Below are 12571 nucleotides of genomic sequence, written 5' to 3' on the forward strand. Positions count from 1 at the left end.
CATGAGCACACGAACGTCCGCCGCCGAGATACTCGATGCAGTTCTCGACGGCGGATCGTTCGTCTCCTGGGACACCACTCCCCTCGACGTCTCCCCCGGCCCCGCCTACGCGGCAGATCTCGAGGCAGCCCGGGACAAGACTGGCGTCGACGAATCGGTCCTGACCGGATCCGGCACGGTCGACGGCCGTCGAGTAGCGGTCATCGCGTGCGAATTCGGCTTCTTGGCGGGGTCCATCGGGGTGGCCGCTGCCGAACGAATAGTCGTTGCAATAGAACGTGCCACCGCCGAAAAGCTGCCACTGATCGCGTCGCCGACGTCCGGTGGCACCCGGATGCAGGAGGGCACTCTCGCCTTCGTGCAGATGGTCAAGATCGCAGCCGCCGTCACGATGCACAAGCAGGCGGGACTGCCCTACCTGGTTTATCTGCGAAACCCGACGACGGGTGGAGTATTCGCATCGTGGGGTTCATTGGCGCATGTGACGGTCGCCGAACCCGAAGCGCTCATCGGATTTCTCGGACCACGCGTATACCAGGCGCTCTACGACAAGGCTTTTCCCGAGGGCGTCCAGACGGCCGAGAACCTGTATCGGCACGGAGTCATCGACGGCGTGGTTCCGGTGGCGAGTCTGCGCCATCTGCTCGTGCGGATCCTGCGCGTAGTTGGAGGTGATGCCGCACCGGCGCTCACAGTCGAACCTGCGCCCCTCGTCGCGGACGTCGAAGAGCGCACAGCGTGGGAGTCGGTGATCGCCTCCCGTCGACCCGACCGCCCCGGAGTCCGCGAATTGCTGGAACATGCAGCCACCGAACAGGTCCCACTGAGCGGCACCGGTCAGGGCGAATCCGACGCCACGATTCTGTTGTCGCTCTGCCGATTCCGCGGAATCGCGTGTGTCGTCTTCGGCAACGATCGCAGCAGCCACAGCGTCACCGCCACGATGGGCCCGGGTGCGCTTCGCGAAGCCCGACGCGGCATGCGGCTCGCCGAAGAACTGTCGATTCCGCTGGTTCTGGTGATCGACACGTTCGGTGCAGCGTTATCGAGGGAGGCGGAGGAAGGTGGCCTTGCCCCCGAGATCGCCCGCTGCATATCCGATCTCGTCACCCTCGACACGCCCACGGTGTCGGTACTTCTGGGTCAAGGCACCGGTGGGGGCGCCCTGGCGTTGCTACCCGCGGACCGCACGCTGTGCGCGGAGAACGCCTGGCTTGCACCGCTGCCACCGGAAGGTGCAAGTGCCATCGTGCACCGCGACACCAGCCATGCCGCTGACATGGCCGAGTCGCAGGGCATCCGATCCGTCGATCTGCTTCGTGAGGGAATCGTGGACGCCATCGTCCTCGAAAGCCCCGATGCTGCCGCAGAACCGATCGACTTCTCGCTTCGCGTCGCCGGGGCCATCGCGCGCGAACTACAGGACCTGAGTCGGCAAGATCCGGGCACACGGTCGACCACCCGCCTGAGCCGCTATCGGACCTTAGGCCTTCGGAACCAGCGCTAGAACGTCACCTGCCCGAACGTCGGACGGTAGTTCGATCTTGGTGTCGCCGACGGCGAAGAACTCACGCCCTGCCACCGAATGCCTGCCGGCGATCTCGGCGTCGGCCACGTCGTCGATCGTGCCGTCGATCCGTACGATGCCTGCGATGACCGAGCGGACCCTCGTCACCAGAACACCGTCGAACACCGCAGGGGTGCCCATGCAGTCGGCGACATCCTCGGCGGCCATCCCGTCGAACGTCAAGCGACCGAGGTGGTAATGCGTCGCCACCGGCCACATGGTCGGGTCGAATCGGGGACGTGATGCACCGGAAAGCGAAGGAAGAAGTTCGAAGAGGGTCACGTCCTTCAGTCTTTCCTCACCCGACCGCCCGCTCGGGATACTTGACGGAAATCTAACGTCGGCGGCACCGACTATGACGCCGCCCTGACGGTCGGGGTCGAAGTAGCACTGTTGTGTGCACACTATCGGCCCGATTCGACGGGATTCGGGCGCCTCGGGTCGATAGTGTGCAATTTCCGGCGGCCACCGGAGAAGTACCCACATGCAACCGATGCCCAACTAGGGTTGCGCCATGAGCGGCGAATACCGGACAGCATTCGACAACAGCATCGACCGACGCGAGGAATTCTGGCTGGACGCCGCGCAGGCCGTCGACTGGGACAGCGCCCCGACGACGGCGTTCGACGGTGAGCGATGGTTCGCCGACGGCACCCTCAACACCTGCTACAACGCCCTCGACCGCCACGTTCACGCGGGCCACGGCGACCGGGCTGCGCTGATCTACGACTCGGCGATGATCGGTGTGCAGCGCACCTACAGCTATGCCGAACTACTCGGCGAAGTATCACGGTTCGCCGGCGTCCTACTAGTGCACGGCGTGCGGGTCGGCGATCGTGTCGTGATCTACATGCCGATGATCCCCGAGGCCGTGGTCGCGATGCTGGCGTGCGCACGTATCGGCGCCGTGCACTCGGTCGTCTTCGGCGGCTTCGCCGCCAAGGAGCTTGCCGCACGCATCGACGACGCGGAGCCCACCCTGCTGGTGACGGCGAGCGGCGGCTTCGAACCGGCCCGCGTCATCGAGTACCTCCCCCTCATCGCCAAGGCACTCGACATGTCCACGGCCGCAACGCCGAAGGTCATCGTCAAAGCTCGCGACGGGATACCGACCGAACACAGCTGGCTCGACTGGGACACCGAGATCGCCGGCGCCACCGCCGCCGATCCGATCCCGGTGCAGGCGACCGATCCGCTCTACATCCTCTACACCTCCGGCACCACCGGCAAACCTAAAGGCGTCGTCCGCGACAACGGTGGGCACGCCGTCGCCTTGACGTGGTCGATGAGCAACATTTACGACGTCGGTGCAGGCCAGGTCATGTGGACGGCCTCCGATGTCGGCTGGGTCGTCGGACACTCCTACATCGTCTACGGTCCTCTGTTCGCCGGCGCGACGACAGTTCTGTACGAGGGCAAACCCGTCGGGACGCCGGATGCCGGGGCGTTCTGGCGTGTCGTTGCCGACCATGGCGTTCGGGCGCTTTTCACTGCACCCACTGCCCTGCGCGCGATACGCAAGGTGGACCCGCAGGCAGCGGAGCTGAGCAAGTACGACATCTCTTCGCTGAAGATGTTGTTCGTCGCGGGTGAGCGGCTCGACCCGGACACCTACGAATGGGCCTGCCGCATCCTGAACATTCCGGTCGTGGACCATTGGTGGCAGACCGAGACCGGGTGGCCGATCTGCGCCAATCTGCTCGGCTTGGAACCACTTCCGATCAAGTCCGGTTCGCCGACAGTGCCGGTGCCGGGCTTTCGCGTCGGCATTCTCGATGCCGTCGGCAACCCTGTCTCGGCGGGCGAGGAAGGCAATATCGTCATCGAACTGCCATTGCCACCGGGCACCCTGGTCGGGTTGTGGAACGACGAATCACGTTTCCGCCGTTCGTATCTCGAAACGTTTGCGGGGTACTACCTGACCGGCGACTCCGGGTACATCGATTCCGACGGGTACGTCTACGTGCTCGGTCGCAGTGACGACGTCATCAACGTGGCCGGACATCGGTTGTCGACAGGCTCGATGGAGGCCGTCCTCGCAGGCCATCCGGCTGTCGCCGAGTGCGCGGTAATCGGCATTCACGACGACCTCAAAGGCCAACGCCCGAGCGGTTACGTGGTCCTCAAGGCGGGCGAGCAGATCACCGAGGACCAACTCCGCACCGAACTGGTAGCGATGGTGCGGGAGCAGATCGGGGCGCTCGCGACCTTCCGCGACGTCACCATCGTCGGCGCGCTCCCGAAGACACGGTCGGGAAAGATACTGCGTAAGACGATGCGCCAGATCGTCGCCGGGGACGAGTACGGCGTTCCCTCGACCATCGAGGATCCGGCGGTACTGGATGCGCTGGAGAAGCTCCTCCGACACTGACGGCGAGGTTCGCGCGCCCCGATCGACTCGGGCGCAGTAGCGTCCTCGTCATGAGCAAGCTCGGTATCTCACCGAAAGCAGACTGGCTCGCTGTCGCTGCCGTGATCACCACGGTGGTGGCATGGGCGTCGGCGTTCGTGGCGATCCGCGGTGTAGGGACCTCGTTCGGCGCCGGGCCACTCGCGCTGGGGCGGTTGCTGATCGGGAGCACGGTGTTGGGGTCGATTCTGCTGCTTCAGGGCAAGTGGGTCCGGCCGAACCGAACTCAGTGGTTACAGATTCTCAGCGTCGGGGTGTTCTGGTTCGCGATCTACAACGTCGCACTCAACGCAGCCGAGCAGCGCGTCGATGCCGGGACCACGTCGATGCTCATTCAGATCGGCCCGATTCTGGTCGCACTGTTCGCAGGCTTGCTCCTCGGCGAGGGCTTTCCCCGATGGCTCGTCATCGGTGCGGCCATTGCGTTCGCGGGTGCCGTCATGGTCGGGGTCACTACAGCTCTCACCACGAGTGATACGACGAAGACCGACGCCGGATTCTTCGGCATCGCATTGTGTCTGGTGTCCGCAGTGACGTATGCGATCGGTGTACTGAGCCAGAAGCCGGTACTGCGTTCCGTGCCTGGCCTGCAGGTGACGTGGATGGCATGCGCGATCGGAACTCTGTGCACACTCCCCTTCGCGCCGGCTCTGATCGGCGACCTCGCCGATGCGTCGGGAGCCGCTGTCGGTGGTCTGCTCTACCTCGGGTTGGTACCGACGGCATTGGCCTTCAGCACCTGGGCGTACGCGCTGACACGGATGGATGCCGGCCGACTCGGCGTCACCACGTACGCGGTACCACCGATCACCATCACGTTGGCGTGGCTTCTGCTCGGCGAGATTCCGCACTATCTCGCAGTGGTAGGTGGGGCAATCTGTCTCGTCGGGGTCGGTGTCTCGCGTCGACGCTAGAGCACCTCGATGCTAGAGCGCCTTGAACCGCGCGATGGCCACCTCACGTTCATGCTTGTGGTCGACGATCGGTTCGGGATAAGCCGCGGGCCGTCCGAACTTCAAGGTGTGCACCGCTTTTCCCTCCTCCCCGCGCAGTTCGGGCACCCAACGTCGCACGTAGTCTCCGGTCGGATCGAACTTCTCGCCTTGAGTGATCGGGTTGAACACCCGAAAGTACGGCGAGGCGTCGGTGCCCGATCCCGCGGTCCACTGCCACCCGTGCTGGTTGCTGGCGAGATCACCGTCGACCAAGGTGTTCATGAAGTAGCGTGCACCGCGCCACCACGGAAGATGAAGGTCCTTGACGAGGAACGACGCGACGATCATCCGTACGCGATTGTGCATCCACTTCTCCGAATTCAGCTGCCGCATACCGGCGTCGACGATCGGAAATCCGGTACGGCCCGCGCACCACGCCGCGAACACCTCGTCCGCCTGCTTCCCGGAATCGAGTTCGATCTTGTCGAACTTCTTCACATAGTTCTCACGCGCACTGTCAGGTCGCTGAAACAGTATGTCCGCATAGAAATCTCGCCACGCGATCTGCCGTCGATACGCGGCCGAGCCCTCACTTCGTAGCGCGCCCAGATCTTTCAGCATGGTCCGCGGATGGATGTTGCCGTACTTGAGGTAGACCGACATACGGCTCGTTGCATCGAGGTCGGGGCGGTTGCGCTCGTCGTCGTACCCCGCCACGCGGTCCAGGAACTCACTCCACTGGGTCGACGCGGCCTTCTCCCCGGCAGCGAAGTCCGAGCGGTCCCCTTCGGTGGGAATCTGCACCCGTCGCGGACCGGACACGTCGGCGGGGTCGATCCAGTCGAGCGTCGATGCCGAGGTATCGGCAGGTCCCCGCCAGCCATGGTCCAGCCATTGCCGAAAATAGGGCGTGAAGACCTTGTACGGCTCGCCGTCGCTCTTGACGACCCGCCCTGGTGCCACGGCATAGGGCGATCCCGTCGCCACCAAGGACACCTGCTTCCCGACGCGTTGGTCCCGCTCACGTCCGTAGGGACCGTAGTCGGCACTGACATGGACGCACTCGGCGTCGATTGCCCGGGCGACTTTCGGCACCACGGTCTCGGGATCGCCGTGGACGACGAGCAGTCGGCCGCCCATCTGCTCGTCGAGCGCTGCCAGGCTGCGGAACAGAAAGTCGCGACGCGGCCCGCCGGAGGCTTTCAACAACCGATCGTCCAAGACGAAGAGCCCGAGAACGGGATCGCCCGAGTCCGCTGCGGCCGTGATGGTCGGCAGGTCGCCCAGTCGAAGATCACGGCGGAACCACACGAGTGTCATAAGTTCAGTCTTACCCATCCCCACTCCGCACAATCCTGGATAGTGGAAGTATCTTAAAGTAACCGACCACCCGGTTCGTTGCGTGAGAATGGACTTTCGATCTTCATGCCAGTGAGACGCACCCCTGCCACCCCGATCGCACGGGCACGCGCAGAATCGGTTCGGATCTGGAAGACGGCGCACCGATACGACATGTTCACCGACTACCTCGTCGACCGCGGCCTCATTCGAAGCACCCGGGTCGCGGTGGTCGTCACGTTGCTCGTGCTCGGCATGCAACCCCTGCTGTTCCGGTTGGGGGAAAGTGCGTCCAGCGAGCCGCGTCTACTGGCGATGTCAGTTGTCGTCATCGTCGTCGACATCGGATGGGCCGTTCTGCTCTGGCGGGCGCAGCCCTGGCTCGACGTTCGGCTGTCCCTGTGTTTCGTCACCACCAGCTGCATCTTTCTGGGCGGGTCAGCGCTCACGATGTCTGGCCCGCTCCTCGGGTTGATGGCCTGCTCTTCGTACGCAGCCATCCTCGGCTACGTCGTGTTCTTTCATGGTTTCCGTGTCTTCGCACTCACCATGGCCTCGGCCGCCGCAATGGTGACGATCATCTCGGTCCGAGAGATCATCGACGGCACTCCGCTCATTCAAGTGATCACGATCGCCGCCACCATTCTGGCCGTGATCAGCACGGTACCGATCATGACTCTGATGTTGATGGGCATTCTGACCCTCGACGCCGAGGCCTCCGAATTCGATTCGTTGACCGGCACTCTCAACCGACGCGGCCTTCATCGCGAGATCCGACGGCCGGGATCGGAGGACGGCACGATCTTCGTCGTCTACCTTCTCGACCTCGACGGATTCAAGTCGGTCAACGACGCCCACGGCCACCAAGCCGGTGATGCCGTACTGGTGGCCGTGTCGAAGGCATTGGGCGAGGCTGTTCCCGACGCCGCGCTCGCCCGCGTGGGCGGCGAGGAGTTCGTGTTGATGGAACGTCGAGTCGCGGGCGAATCGGTGAACTTGTCCCACCGGGCCGAACTCCTTCGAACGGTCGTGCGGACCAGCTCGCAACCAGCGGTCACCGCGAGCGTCGGGATATCACTGTCGGCGCCGGTGCCGGGCACGCTCGCAGCCGACCCGACACTGTTGTTGAATCGGCTCATTGCCAGTGCTGACGAGGCGATGTACACAGCTAAGAATGCGGGAGGCGACCGAACCCACGTAGGCGATGTCGTCGACGTCACAGACCTCGGCGAACGATTCTCATAGAACTCCCACTCGACGTTCACAGTGGCCGTAGGAATGCCTCTTACCTTGGGAAACACCCCAGGAGAGGAACTCGACTTGCGAACTACACCGAAATTCCCCGGCGCACAGTCCTTGGTCAACAGCACGTGCACCTTCGAGAAGTACTACCAAGCCCTGTACGCGCAGGCGCCCGCCGTGGCATGGTCGCTCGACACCGACCTCAGCCGCCTGAGCGCGCTCGAGGCGTTCTTCGCGAAAACGCCCGAAGAACGCCAGTTGACCGTCGACAGCTGGGCAGCCTAGGCACAATGGGGCAGTGCCCGAATCTGCGACAGTGCTAGTAGTCGACGACGACGACGACGTCCTGTCCTCGCTCCAACGAGGACTTCAGCTCTCCGGATTCACGGTGATCACCGCCGCCGACGGCGCGGCCGCCCTGACCGTGGTCGCGAGTCGATCGCCGGACGTCGTCGTCCTGGATATCAACATGCCGATTCTCGACGGCGCGAGTGTCGTGAAGGCCTTGCGTGCAATGGGCAACGACGTGCCGATCTGCGTACTGAGTGCGCGCGCGTCGGTCGACGATCGAATCTCCGGTCTCGAATCCGGCGCCGATGACTATCTGACCAAACCTTTCGTCCTTGCCGAACTCGTCGCCCGGATCAACGCCATGTTGCGAAGACGAGCCAGTGCACCCCCGCCCGCCCCGACATCGACGTCGGAGATCTCGATCGGTGAACTGTCCGTCGATCTGCCCGGCTACCGCGCGCACAGTGGCGGCCGCGAACTCGACCTCACCAAAAGGGAATTCGAATTGCTGGCCATCCTTGCCCGCAACAAGGGCGTCGTGCTCACGCGCGAGCGGTTGCTCGAACTCGTGTGGGGCTACGACTTCGTAGCCGACACCAATGTGGTCGACGTCTTCGTCGGATACCTGCGTCGCAAGCTGGAAGTCGGGGGCGCGCCGCGGGTGTTGCACACGGTCCGAGGGGTCGGATTCGTTCTCCGGGTCCCCTCATGAGGTTCTCGTTGCGAGCGCGCGTCGCCGCAGCAACGGCACTGGGCGCCACCCTCGTCGTTGCAGCTCTCGCAGTGGTGACCTCGGTTGCCATCTCACGCAACAACGTCAATCAGCTCGACGAGCGGTTGACGACGGCGTCTCAGGCGCTCGTTCCCAATGCTGCGGTGCTCGAGACATTCCTCGATCAACTGTCCGCGGCGTTCGCCGTGACGATCCGTACCGGCGACACCGTCCGCGCCTCGACACCGATACAACTTCCCGATCTAGGCGAAGGCTCGGCCACCGTCGATGTGAACGGTCAGCGATTTCGGGTCTACACGACCAAAACTGTGTCCCTGGCGGATATCTCGATCGCTATCGGGGTCCCGGCCATCGAAGCACAGCAGGTCACCGACGAGCAGCAGAAGCAGGTCATCTTCGTCGGCCTCGGCGCGATTGCCGTTTCGACCGGACTCGGATGGCTGTTCGGCGGACGCGCGGTCCGACCGCTGGTCGAACTGACCCGCCAGGTGAGCGCCCGGCCGCCGATGCCACCCGACACGAAGACCGGGGTACGCGAAGCCGACGAACTCGCCGTTGCCATCGGCGGAATGCTCCAACGCGTCAACGACGCTCAGGACCGCACCAACGCCGCACTGTCCACTGCCCGCGACTTCGCCGCAGTATCCGCGCACGAGCTACGCACTCCGCTGACAGCAATGCGCACCGACATCGAGGTCCTCAGCACACTCGATCTCGGACCTGCTCAGCAACAGGAGATTCTGAACGACCTCGAGCGCACCCAGGGGCGAGTGGAAACTACACTCACTGCACTCGAAAGACTGGCCTCTGGCGAGTTGTCCAGCGACAGCGACCGCGTCCAGAGCGATGTGGTGGAGATCTGCGACATCGCCGCGCAAGACGCCATGCGGCAGTATCCGGGATTGGGGGTGCACATCGAGTCCGAACCGTCGGTGTCGATGCGCGCTCTCCCCACCGGACTTCGGCTGGCACTCGGCAACGCACTGACCAACGCAGTTCGCCACGGTGGAGCCGACGCGGTGACCATCACGATCGAACGGGACGGCACCCGCGTGACCGTCATCGTCGACGACAACGGAACGGGCCTGCCGGAAGAGGAGCGGAGTTCGGTCTTCGAACGCTTCTACCGCGGCGCCTCCGCAGCCAAGGGTGGTTCCGGACTCGGCCTGGCGCTCGTCGAGCAGCAGGCCGAGCTGCACGGTGGCCGCGCTTACTTCACCGACAGCCCGCCGGGAGGCGCCAGGTTGGTTCTCGAACTCGAAGACCAGACCCTGGCGTGAACGTCGACGGGCCCGAAGGGCCTATTTGACGTCGAGCAGGTCGATCACGAACACGAGGGTCTTGCCGGAGAGTCGGTGGCCTGCGCCTGCGGGACCGTATGCGAGCTCGGGTGGAATGGTCAGCTGACGTCTGCCGCCGATCTTCATGCCGGGGATTCCGTCCTGCCAGCCCTGGATCAGGCCGCGCAGCGGGAACTGAATCGACTCTCCACGACTCCACGAGGAGTCGAACTCTTCACCGGAGTCGAACTCGACGCCGATGTAGTGGACTTCCACATCGCCGCCTGCGACAGCCTCGGCACCGTCACCCTCGACCAGGTCCACCACGACCAGATCGGTGGGGGGAGGTCCAGCCTGAAACTCGATCACTGGTTTCGTCATTCGCTCGACTTTACGTTGTGCAGGTCAGCGGATCTGAGCAGGTATGAGATTTACTCTATTTTCGCAGGTCAGCGCATTGCCTTCGGATAGCTCTATCCGAAGAACACGATCGACGATCGCAGATCAGCTCACAACAGCAATTGCATACCATTGCGAACAGCACTCGATGAACGAGAATCAGGAGATCGAAGATGAGCAGAACGATCCGGATCAGCCTCGCGCAAGTCACCAGCGGTACCGAACCGGCCGACAATCTGAAGATCATCGAGTCATACACCCGTGCCGCTTACGCAGCCGGATCATCACTCGTCGTGTTCCCCGAGGCGATGATGCGATCCTTCTCGGGTCCGATTCGAGGCATCGCCGAACCCCTGGACGGCCCGTGGGCCGACGCGGTCCGCGAGATCGCGCAGCGGATCGGTATCACCGTCGTGGCAGGCATGTTCACCCCGGCCGACAGCGGCAGAGTTGGCAACACCTTGCTGATCACCGGCCCCACCACCGAAGCACACTACGACAAGATCCACCTGTTCGACGCCTTCGGCTTCGCCGAATCCGACACCGTCGCACCTGGGTCCGATCCACTGGTTCTCACGATCGACGACGTCACCGTCGGGTTCGCCACTTGCTACGACCTGCGGTTCCCGGCGCTGTTCCAGCGGCTCGGAGATCTGGGTGCGGAACTTATCGTCGTTCCTGCATCCTGGGGCTCCGGTCCCGGCAAGGTCGAACAGTGGTCACTGCTGGCACGAGCACGTGCGCTCGACTCCACGGCCTTCGTCGCCGCCTGTGATCAGGCCGAACCCGACAACACCGGGGGCACGGCCCCACTGGGCGTCGGCCACAGCGTCGTCAGCTCCCCGACCGGGGAAATTCTCGGTGAACTCGACGCCACACCTGGGCTACTCACCGTAGATATCGATGCCGCACTCGTAGCACCGATCCGCGCGAAACTACCGGTGCTGGCAAACCGTCGGCAGTTCTAGCCCTCGACACTTGCCCTCGACGGATACGACGAAAGCCGCCGACTCCTTCCGGAGGCGGCGGCTTTCGTAAGGGTTCTTCTACTAGCGGGAACCGAGATCCTTGTAGTCCCGCTCGGTGTAACCGGTGTAGATCTGACGCGGACGCCCGATCTTGGTGGTCGGGTCCTCGTGCATTTCGCGCCAGTGCGCAATCCAGCCGGGGAGCCGGCCCATGGCGAACAACACCGTGAACATCCGCGGCGGGAAGCCCATCGCGCGGTAGATCAGTCCGGTGTAGAAGTCCACGTTCGGGTAGAGCTTGCGCTCGACGAAGTAGTCGTCGGTCAACGCGGTCTCTTCCAACTTGAGTGCGATGTCGAGGAGTTCGTCTCCGTTGCCCAGCTTCGAGAGGATCGTGTGTGCAGTTTCCTTGACCAGCGTCGCGCGCGGATCGAAGCTCTTGTAGACGCGGTGCCCGAAGCCCATGAGCTTCACGCCGTCTTCCTTGTTCTTGACACGATTGACGAAGTCGGTTGCGTCGCCGCCCTCGGCCTTGATCTTGTCGAGCATCTCGAGGACTGCCTGGTTGGCGCCGCCGTGCAGCGGACCCCACAGTGCGTTGATGCCACCGGAGATAGACGTGAACAGGTTTGCATCCGAGGAACCGACGAGACGAACCGTCGACGTCGAACAGTTCTGCTCGTGATCGGCATGCAGGATGAGAAGCATGTCGAGTGCCTTGACGATTTCGGGATCGACCTCGTACGGCTCGGCTGGGAAGCCGAACGTCATACGCAGGAAGTTCTCCACGAGACTCTTCGAGTTGTCCGGGTACAGGAACGGCTGACCGACGGACTTCTTGTAGGCGTACGCGGCGATGGTCGGCAGCTTGGCCAGCAAGCGGATGGTCGACAACTCCACCTGCTCGGGGTCGTCCGGGTCCAGCGAATCCTGGTAGTACGCCGACAGTGCGTTGACGGCACTCGACAACACCGGCATCGGGTGCGCGTTGCGCGGGAAACCGTCGAAGAACCGCTTGAGGTCCTCGTGCAGCAGCGTGTGTCGACGGATCTTGTCGGTGAAGGTCTCGAGCTGATCATCCGTGGGCAGCTCGCCGTAGATCAGCAGGTAGCTGACCTCGATGAACGAAGACTTACCGGCAAGCTGTTCGATCGGGTACCCGCGATAACGCAGGATTCCCTTGTCACCATCGATGTAGGTGATGGCCGACTTCGTCGACGCAGTGTTGACGAAACCACCGTCGAGCGTCGTGTAGCCGGTGCTAGCCAGCAGCTTTCCCAGTTCGATACCGTCATTGCCTTCACTTGCCTTGGCAATGGACATGACGTGTTCGCCACCGGGATAGGTGAGGGTGGCTTTTGCTTCATTCTCAGCGGGCACGAATGGTCCCTCTCGAACTCTGGTAACG

12 protein-coding genes are annotated in these 12571 nt (G+C 63.5%); 8 read left to right on the forward strand and 4 right to left on the reverse strand.

The features are described 5' to 3' along the window. Position 1 precedes the first annotated feature (1 nt). Complete coding sequence (locus tag E5720_RS05870; RefSeq protein WP_136169870.1) at positions 2-1507, forward strand: carboxyl transferase domain-containing protein; 1506 nt, start codon at positions 2-4, stop codon at positions 1505-1507. Here E5720_RS05870 and E5720_RS05875 read toward each other — a convergent pair. Beyond that, the gene (locus tag E5720_RS05875) at positions 1484-1849 is read right to left on the reverse strand and encodes a hypothetical protein (protein ID WP_136169871.1); all 366 of its coding nucleotides are present in this window, start codon (positions 1847-1849) and stop codon (positions 1484-1486) included. The two genes, E5720_RS05870 and E5720_RS05875, sit on opposite strands and share 24 nt — an antisense overlap. Before the next feature lie 232 nt (positions 1850-2081). Here E5720_RS05875 and E5720_RS05880 point away from each other — a divergent pair, with 232 nt between their 5' ends. Both E5720_RS05880 and E5720_RS05885 read left to right on the forward strand, forming a co-directional pair. Then, positions 2082-3938, forward strand: coding sequence for a propionyl-CoA synthetase (locus E5720_RS05880; protein ID WP_136169872.1), 1857 nt, complete (start codon positions 2082-2084; stop codon positions 3936-3938). 50 nt (positions 3939-3988) lie between these two features. Then, a complete protein-coding gene (locus E5720_RS05885; protein WP_136169873.1) occupies positions 3989-4891 on the forward strand; it encodes a DMT family transporter in 903 nt (300 codons plus the stop codon). A 12-nt stretch (positions 4892-4903) separates the two neighbouring features. On the opposite strand, the gene E5720_RS05890 is transcribed toward E5720_RS05885, so the two are convergent. Continuing rightward, positions 4904-6232, reverse strand: a complete 1329-nt coding sequence (locus E5720_RS05890) for a deoxyribodipyrimidine photo-lyase (RefSeq protein ID WP_136169874.1) — start codon at positions 6230-6232, stop codon at positions 4904-4906. A 111-nt stretch (positions 6233-6343) separates the two neighbouring features. On the opposite strand from E5720_RS05890, the gene E5720_RS05895 reads away from it, so the two are divergent. The 4 genes from E5720_RS05895 to E5720_RS05910 all read left to right on the forward strand — a co-directional run bounded on the left by E5720_RS05895 (position 6344) and on the right by E5720_RS05910 (position 9796). Then, complete coding sequence (locus E5720_RS05895) at positions 6344-7495, forward strand: GGDEF domain-containing protein (RefSeq protein ID WP_168708287.1); 1152 nt, start codon at positions 6344-6346, stop codon at positions 7493-7495. 75 nt (positions 7496-7570) lie between these two features. Further along, positions 7571-7777, forward strand: a complete 207-nt coding sequence (locus tag E5720_RS05900) for a hypothetical protein (protein WP_247596181.1) — start codon at positions 7571-7573, stop codon at positions 7775-7777. A 13-nt stretch (positions 7778-7790) separates the two neighbouring features. Next, positions 7791-8495: a response regulator transcription factor gene (locus tag E5720_RS05905; RefSeq protein ID WP_136169877.1), complete on the forward strand. Its 705-nt coding sequence runs from the start codon at positions 7791-7793 to the stop codon at positions 8493-8495. Next, entirely contained in the window at positions 8492-9796 is a 1305-nt protein-coding gene (locus E5720_RS05910) for a HAMP domain-containing sensor histidine kinase (protein ID WP_136169878.1), read from the forward strand. Before E5720_RS05905 ends, E5720_RS05910 begins: the two co-directional genes overlap by 4 nt. 21 nt (positions 9797-9817) lie before the next feature. Here E5720_RS05910 and E5720_RS05915 read toward each other — a convergent pair whose 3' ends face one another. Continuing rightward, positions 9818-10177 carry an FKBP-type peptidyl-prolyl cis-trans isomerase gene (locus tag E5720_RS05915; protein ID WP_136169879.1) on the reverse strand — a complete coding sequence of 120 codons (360 nt, stop codon included), beginning with the start codon at positions 10175-10177 and terminating at the stop codon, positions 9818-9820. Positions 10178-10380: 203 nt separating this feature from the next. Between E5720_RS05915 and E5720_RS05920 the strand changes: the two genes are divergently transcribed. Next, positions 10381-11163, forward strand: coding sequence for a carbon-nitrogen hydrolase family protein (locus E5720_RS05920; protein ID WP_210730021.1), 783 nt, complete (start codon positions 10381-10383; stop codon positions 11161-11163). A gap of 81 nt (positions 11164-11244) precedes the next feature. Here the strand turns inward: E5720_RS05920 and E5720_RS05925 are convergent, their stop codons facing one another. Beyond that, positions 11245-12543 carry a citrate synthase gene (locus E5720_RS05925; RefSeq protein WP_136169881.1) on the reverse strand — a complete coding sequence of 433 codons (1299 nt, stop codon included), beginning with the start codon at positions 12541-12543 and terminating at the stop codon, positions 11245-11247. Positions 12544-12571 lie beyond the last annotated feature (28 nt).

Source organism: Rhodococcus sp. PAMC28707 (assembly GCF_004795915.1).
Classification (GTDB): Bacteria; Actinomycetota; Actinomycetes; order Mycobacteriales; family Mycobacteriaceae; genus Rhodococcoides.